Below are 15,572 nucleotides of genomic sequence, written 5' to 3'. Positions count from 1 at the left end.
GGGGGGTGGGGGGGGGGGGGGGGGGGGGGGGGGGTTGGGGGGGGGGGGGGGGGGGTGGCCCCCCCGCGCCCCGGGGGGGGGGGGTGGGGTGTCAGGGGGCGGTGGTTTGGGCGAGGGTGCGGAAGAGGAGGGCGGTGGAGGTGGCGCCGGGGTCCTGGTGGCCGGTGCTGCGGTCGCCGAGGTAGGAGGCGCGGCCCTTGCGGGCGCGGAGGGGGGTGGTGGCGCGGGCGCCCTGTTCGGCGGCTTCGGCGGCGGCTGCGGTGGCTTCGGGGAGGTCGGCGCCGGTGGCGGCTGCGGTGCGGAGGGCGGCGACGGCGGGGGTCCAGGCGTCGACGATGGTCTTGTCGCCGGGGTCGGCCTTGCCGAGGGCGCGGATGGCGTCCAGGCCGGCGGCCAGGGCCTCGGCGAGGGTGGCCGGGTCGGCGGGGCCGGGGAGGGCGGCGCCGATGGCGCGGAAGGCCTTGCCGTAGAGGGGGCCGGAGGCGCCGCCGACCTTGGAGATCAGGGTGGTGCCGGTCTTGGTGAGGACGGCGCCGGGGCCGTCCGGCCGGAGGTCGTCCAGGGCGGCGAGGGCGGCGGCGAAGCCGCGGCGGAGGTTGCTGCCGTGGTCGCCGTCGCCGATCGCCGAGTCGAGGTCGGTGAGGAGGGTCTGCTGCTGTTCGACGGCCGTCGCGATCGCGCGGATCCAGGCCTCGGCGAGGGGGGTGTCGAAGTCCATGCCGGCTCCGTTCAGGCGCGCTTGAGGGCGGGGGTGTCGACCGGGGCGTCCCAGAGGTCCAGCAGCTGGGCGTCGGCCTTGGTGAGGGTGAGGGAGAAGCCCGCCATGTCGAGGCTGGTGACGTAGTTGCCGACCAGGCTGCGGGCCACCGTGATGCCGCGGTCGGCGAGCCGGGCGGCCACCTCGCCGTAGACCACGTACAGCTCCAGGAGCGGGGTCGCGCCCAGGCCGTTGAGCAGGGCGATCACCTCGTCGCCCGGGGTCAGGTGGTGGTCGGCGAGGATGGTCTCGACCACCTCGGCGGCCAGTTCGCGGGCGGGGCGGAGCTTCTCACGGCGGCGGCCGGGCTCGCCGTGGATGCCGACGCCGACCTCGATCTCGTCCTCGGGCAGGTCGAAGCCGGGCTTGCCGGCGGTCGGGACGGTGGCGGCGGTGAGCGCGATCGCGAAGGAGCGGGAGGCGGCGTTGACGCGCTCGCCGAGGGCGGCGACCTCGTCGAGCGGGGCGCCGCGTTCGGCGAGGGCGCCCGTGGTCTTCTCGACCAGGACGGTCGCGCCGGTGCCGCGGCGGCCGGCCGTCCAGGTGGAGTCCTCGACCGCGACGTCGTCGTCGACCAGGACGGTGCGGACCTCCAGGCCCTCCTCGGCGGCGAGTTCGGCGGCGAGCTCGAAGTTCATCACGTCGCCGGTGTAGTTCTTGACGACGAAGACGACGCCGCAGCCGTTCTCCACGGCCTTGGCGGCGGCCAGCATCTGGTCCGGGACGGGGGAGGTGAACACCTCGCCGGGGCAGGCGGCGTCGAGCATGCCGGGGCCGACGAAGCCGCCGTGCAGCGGCTCGTGGCCGGAGCCGCCGCCGGAGATCAGCGCGACCTTGGGGCCGGCCGGGCGGGCGGCCCGGGTGATCACCCGGTTGGGGACGTCCACCGCCAGCTCGGGGTGGGCGGCGGCGACTCCGGCCAGGGCGTCCTCCAGGACGCTCTCCGGGGTGTTGATCAGTTTCTTCAACGTTCTTCGCTCCCTTGGGTGACCGCGGTGTGGACGCAACAGCCTGGGGCCGACGCTACGCCGGATGGGGGGTGCGGGCACGGGGTGCGACACGCGCGGTTCCGCTCACCCTTCCGGTGCGGTGGGGCGGGGCCTAGGGTCGGGCGCATGAGTGGACGGGTGGGAATCGTTCTGGTGTCGCACAGTGCCAAGTTGGCCGAGGGGCTGCGCGAGTTGCTCGGTGAGCTCGCCCCGGACGGGGTGCGGGTGGTGGTCGCGGCCGGGACGGAGGACGGCGGGATCGGCACCAGCTACGAGCTGATCGCCGGGGCGGTCGTGGAGGCGGACGGCGGGGCCGGGGTGGTGGTGCTGCCGGACCTCGGCAGTTCGGTGCTGACCGCGGTGACCGTGCTGGAGGACGAGCCGCGGCCGGGGGTGCGGCTGGTGGACGCGCCGTTCGTGGAGGGCGCGGTGGCCGCGGTCGTCACCGCCTCGACCGGGGCGGGGCTGGCCGAGGTGGTCGCAGCCGCGGAGGAGGCGCGTTCCTTCCGCAAGGTGTAGCGGCGCTCACTTGGCGTCGGCGTAGCAGTCCACCACCGCGGTGCTGAGCGGGAAGCGCACCGGGGTGTCGCCGAAGACCAGCCGGCGGGCCTCGTCGGCGGACTCGGCGACGGCGGCGGCCACCTGCTCGGCCAGGTTGGCCGGGGTGTGCACGATCACCTCGTCGTGTTGGAAGAACACCAGGTGCGGGCGGTCCGCCGGGCCGGGCACGGGCAGTTCGCCCAGTCGCCGGCGCAGCGCCGCCAGCAGGGCGAGCGTCCAGTCGGCGGCGCTGGCCTGGATGACGAAGTTGCGGGTGAACCGGCCGCGGGCGCGGGCGGTGCGGCCGCCGGTCTCGCCGCCGGCGTCGGCCTCGGTGAGGTCGAGGAAGGCGGCGGAGGCCGGCGGGCAGACCCGGCCGAGCCGGGAGGTGACCACGCCGCCGTCCTCACCGGTGCGGGCCGCCGCCTCGACGTAGCCCATCGCGGCCGGGTAGCGCCGGCGCAGGGTGTTCAGCAGCGGGCCGATGTCGCCGCTGGTCTGCCCGTACATGGCGCCGAGCAGGCCGAGCTTGGCCTTGTCGCGGTCGCCCTGGAAGGCCTGGGCGGCGAGCGACTCGTAGAGGTCGCCGTCGGCCGCGGTGCGGGCCAGCCCGGCGTCCTGGGAGAGTGCGGCGAGCACCCGCGGCTCCAGCTGGGCGGCGTCGGCGACCACCAGCAGCCAGCCCGGGTCGGCGACCACGGCGCGGCGCAGGATGCGCGGGATCTGCAGGGCGCCGCCGCCGCGGCTGGCCCAGCGGCCGGAGACCACGCCGCCGACCACGTACTCGGGCCGGAAGCGGCCGCCGCGGGCCCAGGCGTCCTGCCAGGCCCAGCCGTGGGCGACGTGGATCCGGGCCAGTTCCTTGTAGCGGATGAGGAGTTGGGCGGCGGGGTGGTCGATGCGCTTGAGCTCCCAGGAGCGGGTGGAGGTCAACTGGATGCCGGCCTCGGCGAAGGCGCGCAGCACCTGGGTGTGCGAGTCGGGGTTGAACGGTTTGGCGCCGAGGGCCTGTTGGAGTTCGACGGCGAGGTCGGCGAGCACCCGGGGCTGGGTGCCGGGGACGGCGGGGCGGGGGCCGAGCAGGTCGGTGAGCAGCCGGTCGTGGACGTCGGAGCGCCAGGGCAGGCCGTCGTGGGCGATCTCGGCGGCCACCAGGGCGCCGGCGGACTCGGCGGCGACCAGCAGCCGGAAGCGCTGCCGGGCGGCCGGGTCGGTGACGGCGGCGATCCGCCGCTGCTGCTCGGCGTGCACGGCCACCACGGCGGCCAGTGGGTCGGCGCCGGGCGGCAGTTGCAGCCGGTCGGGGGCGAACAGGGTGTCCTGGCCGTCGTCCGCGTCGGACAGGCCGGGTTCGGGCAGGTCGTCCGGGACGGGCAGGCCGTGCAGCCGGGACCAGGCGGCGCCGAGCGAGCGGGGCGCGCCGAAGCGGCCCTCGTGGGCCAGCAGCAGCGCCTCGACCAGCCGGAGGTCGTGGCAGCGGGCGAGCCGGTCGGGCAGCCGGGGCAGCAGCGGGGCGTACCCGGAGTCGGCGGCGGCCCAGACCCAGCGCGGGCGGTCGGCGGACTCCAGGGCGGCGACGGCCGCGGCGAGGTCGCGGACGGCCTCCGGCGGGCCGAGCGGCCGGCCGGTGTCGTCGAGCGGCTGGAGGCGGCCGCCGGGGCCGTGCTGATCGGGCACGAGGGCCGTTCTGGGGGCCACGGCGGGTGTCTCCTCTCCTGGGGCGCGTCCTGGCGGTGCTGCGGCGGGCCGGGGGTGCGGGGCTGGTGTACGGGTGGGGCGCGGGTGTGCGGACCGGGAGTCCGCGCGGTCGACGTTAACGGGTGGGTCTGACAACGATGACCTGGGGCGTATGGGCACGCGGGGTGACACCGCGTAGGGTCGGCGGAATGACCGAGAACCCGTTCTTCGCGGCCAGCCCCCTGGTCTACGAACTGCCTCCCTACGCCGAGATCCGGGAGGAGCACTACCTGCCCGCGTACGAGCGCGGAACGGCCGAGCAGCTGGCCGAGATCGCGGCGATCACCGACGACCGGTCCGAGCCGACCTTCGAGAACACCCTGGTGGCCCTGGAGCGCTCCGGTGAGCTGCTGGACCGGGTGGACCGGGTGTTCCGCAACCAGTCCTCCTCCGACACCACCGAGCTGCTGGAGGAGGTGGAGGCGAAGGTCAGCCCGCTGCTCGCGGCCCACCACGACGCGATCCACCTGGACCGGCGGCTGTTCGCCCGGATCGAGGCGCTGCACGGGAACCGGGCCGCCCTGGGGCTGGACCCGGAGTCGCTGCGGCTGCTGGAGCGCTGGTACACCGCGTTCGTCCGCTCCGGCGCCCGGCTGGGCTCGGCCGAGCAGGACCGGCTGCGCGAGCTGAACGCCGAACTCGCCGCGCTGGGGACGACGTTCCAGCAGAACGTGAACGCCGCCACCCGCGCCGCCGCGCTGGTCGTGGACACCGCCGAGGAGCTGGCCGGGCTGTCCGAGGGGGCGATCGCCGGGGCCGCCGAGAACGCCCGGGTGCTCGGCCACGAGGGCCGGTACGTGCTCAGCCTGAAGAGCACCTCCACCCAGCCCGAGCTGGCCCAGCTGGCCGACCGGTCGGTGCGCGAGCGGCTGCTGGCCGCCTCGCTCGCCCGGGCCGGCGCGGAGAACGGGCCGCTGGCGATCCGGATGGCGGGGCTGCGCGCCGAGCGGGCCGCGCTGCTGGGCTTCCCGAACCACGCCGCCCACGTCGTGGCGGACGAGACGGCCGGGACGGTCGAGGCGGTGTCCGGGCTGCTCGCCCGGCTGGTGGAGCCGGCCGTGGCGAACGCCCGCCGGGAGGCCGCCGAACTGGCCGCGGTGGCGGCCGCGGACGGCGTCGAGGAGATCGCCGCGCACGACTGGGCGTACTACTCGGAGAAGGTGCGGCAGGCCTCCTACCAGGTGGACACCGCCGCGCTGCGCCCGTACTTCGAGCTGGAGCGGGTCCTGGTGGACGGCGTGTTCTTCGCCGCGGGGCTCGCGTACGGGATCACCTTCACCGAGCGGCCGGAGCTGACGGCGCACCACCCGGACGCCCGGGTCTTCGAGGTGTTCGAGGAGGACGGCACCGCGCTGGGCCTGTTCATCGGGGACTTCCACGCGCGGGCGTCCAAGCGCGGCGGCGCGTGGATGGACGAGCTGGTGGGCCAGTCCGGGCTGACCGGGCGGCGGCCGGTGGTGCTGAACACCCTCAACGTCCCGCGCCCGGCGCCGGGCGAGCCGGCACTGCTGAGCTGGGACGAGGTGCGCACCCTGTTCCACGAGTTCGGGCACGCGCTGCACGGGCTGTTCTCGGACGTGCGCTACCCGCTGTTCGCGGGCACCGCGGTGCCGCGGGACTTCGTGGAGTTCCCCTCGCAGGTCAACGAGATGTGGATGGTCCGGCCCGAGGTGCTGGCCAACTACGCCCGCCACCACGCCACCGGGGAGCCGCTGCCGGCCGAGCTGGTCGAGCGGATGACCGCGGCCGAACGGTTCGGGGAGGGCTTCCGGACGGTGGAGTACCTCGCGGCGACGCTGCTGGACTGGGCCTGGCACACCCTGCCGCAGGGCCACCGGGTCGAGGACGCCGAGGAGTTCGAGGCGCGGGTGCTGGCGGAGGCCGGTCTCGCGGTGGCGGCGATCCCGCCGCGCTACCGCACGCCGTACTTCCAGCACATCTTCTCCAGCGGCTACAGCGCCGGGTACTACGCGTACATCTGGTCGGAGGTGCTGGACGCGGACACCGTGCGGTGGTTCGAGACCAACGGGCGGTCGGTGCGGGACAGCGGCGAGCTGTTCCGGCGCGAGCTGCTGGCGCGCGGGTTCGGCCGGGACCCGCTGGAGTCCTTCCGCGCGGTGGTCGGCCGGGCGCCGGAGACCGCGCCGCTGCTGGAGCGCCGCGGACTGGGCTAGTCGGTGGTCTGGGCTAGTCGGCGGTCTGGGCTGGTCGACGGGACGGGCCGGCCGGCGGTCCGGGCCGGTCAGCGCGGGGTGAGGGTGACCGTTACGGGCGTGCCCGGGCGGGCGTGCGGGAGCCGGATCCGTACGGTTCCCGCGCGGCCGTCCGCGGGCTGCTCGACCTCGACCCGGGCGCCGGCGGGGGAGACGGCGACCCGGGCGCCGCGCGGGAACGCGGCGGGCGGCAGGACGAGTTCGCCGGTGCGGCCGCTGCCGTCGGCCGTCCAGCGGACGGTGGCGGTGCCCGCGTCGCCCCCGGTGGCGGTCCGGACGTCGGTGCCGGGGACGGCCGCCGGGTACGGGCCGAAGGCGGGGCCGTCGCCGGGCGCCGGGTGGCCGGCCGGGTCGAGGGCGCAGTAGCCGCCGGTGCCCCGGCACCAGTACCACATCGTCCAGCCCTCGGCGAAGCCGTCCATCGCGGCGACCTGGCGGCGGACCAGCAGGGTGTTGCCGGGGGTGCGGGAGTCGGGCGGGCCCCACTCGCCGACCAGCACGGGCAGGTGGTGGGCGGCCGGGTAGCCGGTGATCGCGGCGGCGTACTGCTCGACGAAGCCGTCGGCGGGGTTCCAGTCGGCGCCGTTCTCCACCGCGGTGTCGTAGAAGTGCGGGGCGTAGCCGAGCCGGGGCGCGCCGGGTCGGGGGTCGGTGAAGCCGGGGAGGGCGGTGGGCACGCCCTGGCCGACCAGGACGGTCGGTTCGACGAACAGCCAGGCGCGGGAGTCCGCCCGGCGGACGGCGGCGATCAGGCGGCGGTACATGTCGGCGAGCCGGCCCTGTTCCAGGGCGGCGGAGGCGGCGGCGAGCACGGCCGGGTCGGTCGGGTCGCCGTCCACCGGGCCGAACGGCTCGTTGAACAGGTCGTAGCCCAACAGGGAGCGGTGGCCGCGCAGTTCGCGGGCGAGCCGGGTGTAGAAGTCGGCCTGCCAGGCGCGCAGGTCGGGGTCGTCGTAGAGGTGGCGGAAGGCGGCCTGGACGGCGGGCTGGAAGTAGCCGGCGAACCAGTCCTTCGGGTCGGGGGTGAAGGGCAGGCCGTCGTCGCGGGTGGCCCAGCACGGGATGCCGTTGGTGCCGCCGCCGAACCGCGGCCCGTAGACGTCCTGGTGGAAGTCGACCAGGACGAGCAGGCCCAGGCGGTCGGCCCGGTCGAGGAGTGCCTGGATCCGGTGCAGTTCGGTGGGGTCGAGGCGGCCGCGTTCGGGCTCCAGCCTGGTCCAGGAGACCGGCAGCCGGACCAGGGTGAAGCCCTGGGCGGCGACGGAGTCGAGGTCGGCCGGGGTGGCCTCGGCGTACTTGTCGAGGTTGACGCCGCGCAGCTGGAGGCGGCGGCCCCGGTCGTCGGTGAGGGCGGTGCGGCCGTCCGGGCCGGTGGCCGTTCCGGTGGGGAAGTGGCTGGGGAGGCGGGTCGGGGGGCCGCCGTGGGCGGCGGCCGGGGCGGCGGCGCCGAGGGTGGCGGTGGCGGCGAGCAGCAGGGCGACGGCGGTGCGGCACAGGCGCATCGGGGACCTCGCACGGCGGGGGGTGGGGGCCCGATGATGCCCGTGCTCCCCGGGCCGGCACAAGGGTCGTGCGCGGACGGGGCCGGTGCGGTGGCCCGGTGCGGCCCGGGCGGGGCAAGGGCCGTGCGCGGAGGGGGAGTTCAGTCGCCGTTCGGTTCGGCGGGGGCGGGCGGCAGGACCGCGGGCGGCAGGACGGCGGTGGGCAGGTCCGCGGCGGCGGCGAGCCGGCCCCAGAGCAGGTCGGCCAGGGCCTGCACCATGCGGGTGCGCGAGCAGGGTCTGGTCTCCAGCCACCAGTCGCCGGCGGCCAGCACCATGCCGGTGATGCCCCGGCCCCAGGCCTCGGCGAGCAGGTCGCGGTCGGCGCCGAGGTCGACCTGGTTCTGCACGGCGCGGGTGATCTCCTCGGCGATCTGCCGCAGCGCGGGGGCGAGGGCGTTGCCCGCGCCGCTGGGGTCGCCGGGCTCGGGGTGGGTGAGCAGCCGGTAGACCTGGGGGCGGGCCTCGATCCCGGCGAGGTAGGTGTCCAGGACGTGTTCGACCCGGTCGCGGCGTTCCAGCGGCTCGGCCAGGGCAGCCCGGACGGCGGCCAGCAGGCCGCCGGTGTGGCGCTCGGTCAGGGCCCTGATCAGGCCGGTCCGGTCGCCGAAGTGGCGGTAGAGGATCGGCTTGGTGATGCCTGCCTCGGCGGCGATGGCGTTCATGCTGGCGCTCGGCCCCTCGCGCTGGATGACCCGGTCGGCGGCGTTGAGCAGCTGCTCGCGGCGGGGCTCTCGGGACATGCGCTGCTCCTCGGGATTCTGGGTGGCCTGGGCGTTGACACCGGTTACCAATCAGTAGCAGACTCCGACGATGTTACCCGGGGTAACACCCCGGTGGGTCGCACCCGGCGGCCGTGATCCCCGCGTCGTGACTCCTGCACCGCCATCCCTGCGTCGTCACCCCTTCTGCGGAGGCTCCCTCATGAGCAGCACGTTCTCGCTGGACCCGGGCGCGGACCAGCTCGCCGTACGCGACTGGCTGCACGGCTTCGCCGCCGACGTGATCCGCCCCGCCGCGGCCGAGTGGGACGAGCGCGAGGAGACCCCCTGGCCGGTCATCCAGGAGGCCGCCAAGCTGGGCATCTACTCGCTGGACTTCTACGCCCAGCAGTACTTCGACCCCTCCGGCGTCGGCATCCCGATCGCCATGGAGGAGCTGTTCTGGGGCGACGCGGGCATCGGGCTGGCCATCGTCGGCACCACGCTGGCCGCCGTCGCGGTGCTCGCCAACGGCACCGACGAGCAGATCGGCACCTGGACCCCGCAGATGTTCGGCACCCCCGACGACGTCAAGGTGGCCGCCTTCTGCTCCTCCGAGCCGGACGCCGGCTCGGACGTCTCCGCGCTGCGCACCCGGGCCGTGTACGACGAGGCCAAGGACGAGTGGGTGCTCAACGGCACCAAGACCTGGGCCACCAACGGCGGGATCGCCGCCGTGCACGTGGTGGTCGCCACCGTCGACCCCGGGCTCGGCGCCAAGGGGCAGGCCTCCTTCGTCGTCCCGCCGGGCACCCCCGGGCTGAGCCAGGGCCAGAAGTTCAAGAAGCACGGCATCCGCGCCTCGCACACCGCCGAGGTGGTGCTGGACGGCGTCCGGGTGCCCGGCAGCTGCCTGCTCGGCGGCAAGGAGAAGCTGGACGAGCGGCTGGCCCGGGCCCGGGAGGGCGTCAAGCGGACGGGCGGCCGGGGCAACGCGGCGATGGCCACCTTCGAGGCGTCCCGCCCGGCCGTCGGGGCGCAGGCGATCGGCATCGCCCGGGCCGCGTACGAGGTCGCGCTGGACTACGCGAAGACCCGGGAGCAGTTCGGCCGCCCGATCATCGACAACCAGGGCGTGGCCTTCCAGCTCGCCGACATGCGGACCCGGATCGACGCGGCCCGGCTGCTGGTCTGGCGGGCGTCCTGGATGGCCGCCAACAACCAGCCGTTCACCGCCGCCGAGGGCTCGATGTCCAAGCTCTACGCGGGCGAGACGGCCAAGTTCGTCACCGCGCAGGCGATGCAGATCCTCGGCGGCAACGGCTTCACCCGGGAGTACCCGGTGGAGCGGATGCACCGGGACAGCGCGATCTACTCGATCTTCGAGGGGACCAGCGAGATCCAGCGGCTGGTGATCGCCCGGGCGGTCTCGGGGATGCCGATCCGCTAGCCCGGGCCGATCCGCCGGCCGGGGCCGGGGCCGGGTCGGACTGCCGGGTCGGGCTGCCGGGTCGGGACTACCGGGCCAGCCAGAAGGTCAGCCCGGCGGCGAGGGAGCCGACCACCGCGCCGACGATCGTCTGTGCGGTGGTGTGGTCCCGCAGCACCACCCGGGACCAGCCGATCACCGCGACCAGCGGGTAGAGCAGCAGCCACAGCGGGCCGAGCGCGATGCCGAGGCAGGCCACCGCGCCGGCCGCCACGGCGGTGTGCACGGAGACCTTCCACCAGACGGTGATCACCAGGATCGGCACCAGCGAGGCGAACATCGCCGCCACCATCGCGGTGAGGTCGCGCGGGGCGTGCGCCAGGATCATCACCGCGAAGCTGACGGCGACCGAGCCCATGATGAACGGGATGACGGTCAGCCGGCGCTGCCGGTGGCCGACGTGGCGGTCCTCCAGGGTGCCCTTGCGGATGCCGCGCTGGATGAACAGGGTCGGGATGACGGCCGCGAACAGTGCGGCGAAGGCGGCCCAGCCGAGGCCGGACCAGCCGTAGCGCAGGCCGCCGATCAGCAGGCAGACCGCGATGATCACGTTCTTCGGCTCGACGCCGTCGGTGACCCGGCGGGCCCAGGTCGTCCGGCTGGTGGGGGCGGCCGTGGCCTCGGTGGTCATCGGGGTGCGTGCTCCGGGTGGGGAAGGGCGGTCGGCGGCTCGGCGCCGGTCGCACGATCGTACGTGAGCCGGCGGTGCCGCCGTCCGTCCGGAGGGCCCGCGGGGCCGTTGCTCAGAACCGCGCCGGGCGGCCCGCCAGGAACGCGGCCAGCCCCTCGTGCACGTCCGGGGCCTTCCGCGAGCGCCGCTCCCAGGGCTCCAGCGCCTCGGCCGCCCGCTCCGCCGGGACGGCCAGCGCGGCCTTCACCGCGCCGATCGTCTGGGTCGAGCGGGTGGTCAGCAGCCGGGCGAACTCCAGTGCCGCGGCGTCCAGTTCGGCGTCCGGCAGGACCCGTTCGGCGAGGCCCAGCGGCAGTGCGTCCCGGCCGCGCACCAACTCGCCGGAGAACAGCAGGTACTTGGCCCGGGCCGGCCCCACCAGCCGGGCCAGCCGCAGGGTCGGCACCGCCGGGTAGACCACGCCGAGCTTGGCCGGGGTGATCCCCAGCCGGGCGTCCTCGGCGACGAAGCGCAGGTCGCAGGCGACGGCCAGTTGGCAGCCGCCGCCCACGCAGGCGCCGTGCACCACGGCGAGGGTCGGGTGCGGGAAGGCCGCGAGCGCCTCCTCGGCGGCCACGTTGACCGCGTGGTAGGCGTCCGCGCGCCGCGGATCGCCGTACACCTCGGCGAGTTCGGTGATGTCCGCGCCGGCGCTGAAGGTGTTCCCGGCGCCGGTCAGCAGCAGGGCCCGGACGCCCGGCCGCTCGGCGAGCCGGTCCAGCACCTCGGGCAGCGCCCGCCAGATCGCCAGGGTCACCGCGTTGCGGCGGTGCGGGCGGGCGAACTCCAGGACGGCGACGCCGTCCTCGCCGACGTACGCGTTCAGGCCCTCGGCCCGGGCGGGCAGGGCGGAGCGGTCCCGCGTGAGCAGCGGCTGGTCCATGCGCACCTCCGGCGTCGGTCGTGGTGCGCCCACTCTCTCAGGCCGGGTCCGCGCTCCCCCGGGCCGGTCCGGCGCAGTACGTGCCGAGGCCGTGCTCGACCGTGGCGAAGGCGCGCCGGGCCTCGTCGAGGGCGCCGGGCAGGGCGTCCGCGGCGCGCTCGCCGGCCAGCATCCGCAGGTGGTTGCCGGTGATCAGGGTGAGCCGGACGGCGAGCAGCTGGGCGGCGGCGACCCGGGCGGTCAGCTCGTCGTGGGCCGGGTCCTGGTCGCGCAGCTCGTCGGCGAGCAGGCTCTGGGCGCGCCGGTCGAAGGCCGCGGTGGCGCGCAGGGCCAGCGCCGGGGTGGCGTGGATCAGCCGGATCACGTCCAGCACCACCGGGTCGTCGCTCAGGCCGGTGGCCGGGTCCCGGCGCTCCAGGGCGGCGAGGAAGTGCTCGCGCAGCGCCGTCACCGCGGAGGTGCCCGGGGCGCGGTCGCGCACCACCCGGGCGGGCTCGTCGAGGTGCTGCTCCATCGGCCCGAGGACCAGGTCCTCCTTGGTCGGGAAGTAGTTGAACACGGTCATCTTGGAGACCTCGGCGGCGGCCGCGATCTCGGCCACCGAGACCTGGTCGAAGCCCCGTTCGATGAAGAGGCCGATGGCCGCGCGGAAGATCCGGACGCCGGTCTGGATCTTCTTGCGCTCGCGCAGCGGGAGGGCGTCGAGGTCGCGGTCGGGGCCGAGGTCCAAGCCGTGGTGGGTCGCCATGCGAAGACTGTACCAGGATCAAAGCTAGACCGAGCAGAAAGATGTGTCGGGATGAAAGATTGGTCCGGATGAAGAATTGACCCAGTCCAAAACTCCTGCCATGGTGGTGCCGAGCCCGCCGGACCGCACCGGTCGGGGCCGACTCCACACACCCCGGGGGGACTTCCCGATGGCACCCGCTGCCCCGCACACACCCGCTGCCCCGCCCGCACCCGGCCGGGCCGGATCCACCCTGATGACCACCGCCCAGCGCCAACTCGGCATGCTGCTCTGCCTGGTGACGATCGTGCTGGCCGTTCTCGACGCCAACATCGTCTCGGCGGCCACCGTGCCGATCGTCCGCGACCTCGACCCGGTCCACGGCGTCGACCGGCTGCCCTGGCTGGTCAGCGCCTTCTCGCTGGCGGCCACCGCGCTGCTCCCGCTCTACGGCAGGCTCTGCGACGTGTACGGCGCCAAGCGGGTGCTGCTCGGCGCGGTCGGCACCTTCCTGTTCGGCTCGGTGCTCTGCGGCGCCGCGCAGTCGATGAGCGAGCTGATCGCCTTCCGGGCCGTCCAGGGCATCGGCGGCGGCGGGCTGATGAGCGTGACCATGGTGGTGATGGCCCAGCTCCAGGACCCGCAGGAGCGCAAGGGCGGCAAGGGCGGCGCGATGGGCGGCATCGTCGCCGGGCTCGGCATGGCGGTCGGCCCGCTGGTCGGGGCGCTGTTCACCGACCACCTCGGGTGGCGCTGGATCTTCTACTTCAACGTGCCGCTCGGCCTGCTCGTGCTGGTCGGCGTCGCCCTGGTGATCAAGCTGCCGCGCGACCTCGGCCGGCGCGGCCTGGACTTCCTCGGCGCCACCCTGGCCGCCGCCTTCGCCACCGGGCTGCTGCTGGTCACCGAGTGGGGCGGCAAGGACTACGCCTGGACGTCCCCGGTGATCCTCGGGCTCTCCGCCGCCACCCTCGCCTCGCTCGGCCTCTTCCTGTGGCGCCAGGCCACCGCCGCCGAGCCGGTGCTCCCGCTCTCCCTGTTCCGGATCCCGGTGGTGCGGATCGGCTTCGCGGTCCAGGGCCTGGTCGGGATGGGCATGATGGGCGCGATCGTCTACGTGATGATCTACCTGCAGATCGCCCGGGGGATCGCCCCGACCACGGCCAGCCTCTACCTGATGCCGATGGCCGCCGGGATGACCGGCGTCGGCCTGCTCGCCACCCGGCTGATCGCCCGCGGCCACCAGCCGCGCACCTTCCTGATCGTCGGCTCGGGCGTCTCGGTGCTCGCCCTGGCCCTGCTCGGGCTCAGCGGCCCGGACACCCCGCTGTGGGCGGTGGGCACCGAACTCGCCCTGCTGGGAGCCGGGTTCGGGCAGCTGATCGGGCAGCTGATCACCATGGTGCAGGACACCGCCCCGCGCGAGCAGCTCGGCGTCGCCACCACCGGCGTCCGGTTCTTCCAGACCCTCGGCAACGCGCTCGGCGCGGCGCTCTTCGGCACGGTGCTGACCCGGGTGTTCGAGGCCGCCGAGCCCGGGCGCTCCCTCTCCGCGGTGCGCACGATGACCGGCGCGGCCCGGGAGCACGCGCTGCGGAGCTTCACGGACGCCGTGGACGTGGTCTTCCTGTCGGCGGGCGGGGTGATGGTCCTGGTGCTGCTGCTGGCGCTGCGGCTGCGCACGGCGGAGCCGGCGGCGGTGGAGGCCGCAGGGGCCGCTGGGGCCGCTGGGGCCGCTGGGGCCACTGGGGCCGCGGAGACTCCCGCGGCGGCCGAGGGGCCGGTGCTGGCGGCCTGAGCGGGGCCGCCGGGGCCTGGCGGAGCCGGGCGGGGGAGGGCGGCGGAGCGGGGTCCGGTGGACCCACGGGGGTGTCCACCGGGCCCCGCTCCGCTTTCCCGTGCCGGCGCCGAGGAGTACGCCGAGGAGGGGTCGGCGGGCCGTCAGGCCCCGGTGGCGGTGTGCTCCGAGGCCAGGACCGCCCAGATCTCCTTGTCGTGGCGGACGCCGTTGTGCAGGAACCACTCCCGCAGCACGCCCTCCCGCTGCATCCCGACCCGCTGGGCCACCGCCCGGCTGCGGGCGTTGGCGGCCGAGCACCACCACTCGGCGCGGTGCAGGCCGCGGGTGGTGAAGGCGTAGTCGAGCAGCCGGCGGACGGCGGCGGTGATCAGCCCGCCGCCCTCGCCGGCCGGCTCGGTCCAGGCGCCGATCTCGCAGTTGCCGCTCCGGGTGTCGAAGTGCACGAACATCACGCCGCCGACCAGCGTGCCGTCGCGCCAGATGCCGTAGATCCGGCTGGAGTCGGCGGCCTGGCCGTCGGCGTAGCGCTGCAGGGTGGCGCGGGCCGAGTCCAGGTCGGTGGTGCGGGTGGCCCACGGGATCCACGGGTCGGTGTGGGCGCGGGCGCGGTCGATGTGGGCCAGGAACTCGGGGGCCTGCCAGGGTTCCAGCGGGCGCAGTTCGGCGTTCTCGGCGAGCGGGACGGAATACACGGGCGGGCCTCTCGGGGTGGTGCGACGGGGTGCGCGCGGCGGGAGTGGGGGAGGGGGTGGGGCGCGAGTGGAGAAGGGAGTGGGGTGGGCCGTTCGGATCATTCATAACAAACGTTTGGTATGTACGATAGCCCCCATGACGCCAGCCCGTGGAGACCATGACGCCCGCCGTTCGGAAGTCTCCGAGGGGGTGTGGCGGGTGCTCTCCGCCAAGGGCTTCGAGGGGCTGACGCTGCGCGCGGTGGCGGCGGAACTGGGTGCCTCCACCGGGCTGTTGACGCACTACTTCCCGAACAAGCGGGCACTGCTGAGCCACGCCCTGGAGGAGCTCGACCGCCGCTCCGCCGCCCGGCCCCGCCGGCTGGCGCCCGCCGACGGCACCCCGCCGCCGCCCGAAGGGCTGGCCCGCCTGCGGGCCGCACTGCTCGACGTGCTGCCGCTGGACGAGGCCACCGAGTCCGGCAACCGGATCTGGGTCAGCTCCTGGGACGTCGCCCTGGCGGACCCGGAACTGGCGGCCGCGCACGCGGGGCGCTACGCCCGGTCGCGGGTGGCGCTCACGGGGCACGTGGTGGACGCCCAGCGGCTCGGCGAGCTCCCGGCCGGCGCCGATCCCGCCGGGCTCGCGGCGGGCGCGCAGGCCTTCGTGCTGGGGCTGGTGGTGCAGTCGCTGTTCGCCCCGGCGGAGTTCCCGGCGCAGCGGCAGATCGCGCTGCTCGACGCCTATCTGACGGGGCTGGTCGGTTAGGGCCTGTCCGGCGGATCTTGGCAGATCAGCGCGCGGCGTTGGGCGCCCGGCTGGGCGTGCGCCCGAGTCGACCTCGTACTGGAC

14 protein-coding genes are annotated in these 15,572 nt (G+C 75.3%); 5 read left to right on the top strand and 9 right to left on the bottom strand.

All coding sequences use genetic code 11. The features are described 5' to 3' along the window. Nucleotides 1–91: 91 nt before the first annotated feature. The gene (dhaL, locus tag ACFXOZ_RS39455; protein WP_380594832.1) at nucleotides 92–718 is read right to left on the bottom strand and encodes a dihydroxyacetone kinase subunit DhaL; all 627 of its coding nucleotides are present in this window, start codon (nucleotides 716–718) and stop codon (nucleotides 92–94) included. Between the two features lie 11 nt (nucleotides 719–729). Beyond that, nucleotides 730–1,725, bottom strand: coding sequence for a dihydroxyacetone kinase subunit DhaK (dhaK, locus tag ACFXOZ_RS39450; RefSeq protein ID WP_380594830.1), 996 nt, complete (start codon nucleotides 1,723–1,725; stop codon nucleotides 730–732). Between the two features lie 147 nt (nucleotides 1,726–1,872). On the opposite strand from dhaK, the gene dhaM reads away from it, so the two are divergent. After that, a complete protein-coding gene (gene dhaM, locus ACFXOZ_RS39445) occupies nucleotides 1,873–2,265 on the top strand; it encodes a dihydroxyacetone kinase phosphoryl donor subunit DhaM (RefSeq protein WP_380594828.1) in 393 nt (130 codons plus the stop codon). Between the two features lie 6 nt (nucleotides 2,266–2,271). Here the strand turns inward: dhaM and ACFXOZ_RS39440 are convergent, their stop codons facing one another. After that, complete coding sequence (locus ACFXOZ_RS39440; RefSeq protein ID WP_380594826.1) at nucleotides 2,272–3,984, bottom strand: bifunctional 3'-5' exonuclease/DNA polymerase; 1,713 nt, start codon at nucleotides 3,982–3,984, stop codon at nucleotides 2,272–2,274. A gap of 188 nt (nucleotides 3,985–4,172) precedes the next feature. Here ACFXOZ_RS39440 and ACFXOZ_RS39435 point away from each other — a divergent pair, with 188 nt between their 5' ends. Then, complete coding sequence (locus ACFXOZ_RS39435; protein WP_380594824.1) at nucleotides 4,173–6,197, top strand: M3 family metallopeptidase; 2,025 nt, start codon at nucleotides 4,173–4,175, stop codon at nucleotides 6,195–6,197. Between the two features lie 68 nt (nucleotides 6,198–6,265). Here ACFXOZ_RS39435 and ACFXOZ_RS39430 read toward each other — a convergent pair whose 3' ends face one another. Next, the gene (locus tag ACFXOZ_RS39430) at nucleotides 6,266–7,738 is read right to left on the bottom strand and encodes a glycoside hydrolase family 5 protein (protein WP_380594822.1); all 1,473 of its coding nucleotides are present in this window, start codon (nucleotides 7,736–7,738) and stop codon (nucleotides 6,266–6,268) included. 140 nt (nucleotides 7,739–7,878) lie between these two features. Next, the gene (locus tag ACFXOZ_RS39425) at nucleotides 7,879–8,520 is read right to left on the bottom strand and encodes a TetR family transcriptional regulator (RefSeq protein WP_380530015.1); all 642 of its coding nucleotides are present in this window, start codon (nucleotides 8,518–8,520) and stop codon (nucleotides 7,879–7,881) included. Nucleotides 8,521–8,701: 181 nt separating this feature from the next. Between ACFXOZ_RS39425 and ACFXOZ_RS39420 the strand changes: the two genes are divergently transcribed. Beyond that, the gene (locus tag ACFXOZ_RS39420; RefSeq protein ID WP_380404327.1) at nucleotides 8,702–9,928 is read left to right on the top strand and encodes an acyl-CoA dehydrogenase family protein; all 1,227 of its coding nucleotides are present in this window, start codon (nucleotides 8,702–8,704) and stop codon (nucleotides 9,926–9,928) included. A gap of 67 nt (nucleotides 9,929–9,995) precedes the next feature. On the opposite strand, the gene ACFXOZ_RS39415 is transcribed toward ACFXOZ_RS39420, so the two are convergent. The 3 genes from ACFXOZ_RS39415 to ACFXOZ_RS39405 all read right to left on the bottom strand — a co-directional run bounded on the left by ACFXOZ_RS39415 (nucleotide 9,996) and on the right by ACFXOZ_RS39405 (nucleotide 12,268). Next, nucleotides 9,996–10,598, bottom strand: coding sequence for a hypothetical protein (locus ACFXOZ_RS39415; protein ID WP_375896703.1), 603 nt, complete (start codon nucleotides 10,596–10,598; stop codon nucleotides 9,996–9,998). Nucleotides 10,599–10,710: 112 nt separating this feature from the next. Further along, a complete protein-coding gene (locus tag ACFXOZ_RS39410) occupies nucleotides 10,711–11,520 on the bottom strand; it encodes an enoyl-CoA hydratase/isomerase family protein (protein ID WP_380530017.1) in 810 nt (269 codons plus the stop codon). A 37-nt stretch (nucleotides 11,521–11,557) separates the two neighbouring features. Then, the gene (locus tag ACFXOZ_RS39405) at nucleotides 11,558–12,268 is read right to left on the bottom strand and encodes a TetR family transcriptional regulator (RefSeq protein WP_380530019.1); all 711 of its coding nucleotides are present in this window, start codon (nucleotides 12,266–12,268) and stop codon (nucleotides 11,558–11,560) included. A 235-nt stretch (nucleotides 12,269–12,503) separates the two neighbouring features. On the opposite strand from ACFXOZ_RS39405, the gene ACFXOZ_RS39400 reads away from it, so the two are divergent. Then, entirely contained in the window at nucleotides 12,504–14,045 is a 1,542-nt protein-coding gene (locus ACFXOZ_RS39400) for an MFS transporter (RefSeq protein WP_380594834.1), read from the top strand. Nucleotides 14,046–14,188: 143 nt separating this feature from the next. Here the strand turns inward: ACFXOZ_RS39400 and ACFXOZ_RS39395 are convergent, their stop codons facing one another. Next, on the bottom strand, nucleotides 14,189–14,740 hold the full coding sequence (locus tag ACFXOZ_RS39395; protein ID WP_375896709.1) for a GNAT family N-acetyltransferase: 552 nt from the start codon (nucleotides 14,738–14,740) through the stop codon (nucleotides 14,189–14,191). Nucleotides 14,741–14,876: 136 nt separating this feature from the next. Here ACFXOZ_RS39395 and ACFXOZ_RS39390 point away from each other — a divergent pair, with 136 nt between their 5' ends. Then, a complete protein-coding gene (locus ACFXOZ_RS39390) occupies nucleotides 14,877–15,488 on the top strand; it encodes a TetR/AcrR family transcriptional regulator (RefSeq protein ID WP_380594820.1) in 612 nt (203 codons plus the stop codon). Nucleotides 15,489–15,572: the final 84 nt, after the last annotated feature.

Source organism: Kitasatospora sp. NPDC059160, from assembly GCF_042755465.1.
Taxonomy (GTDB): domain Bacteria; phylum Actinomycetota; class Actinomycetes; order Streptomycetales; family Streptomycetaceae; genus Kitasatospora.
Note: the sequence above shows the minus strand (reverse complement) of the source record. Positions and strands in the feature narration are given on the sequence as shown.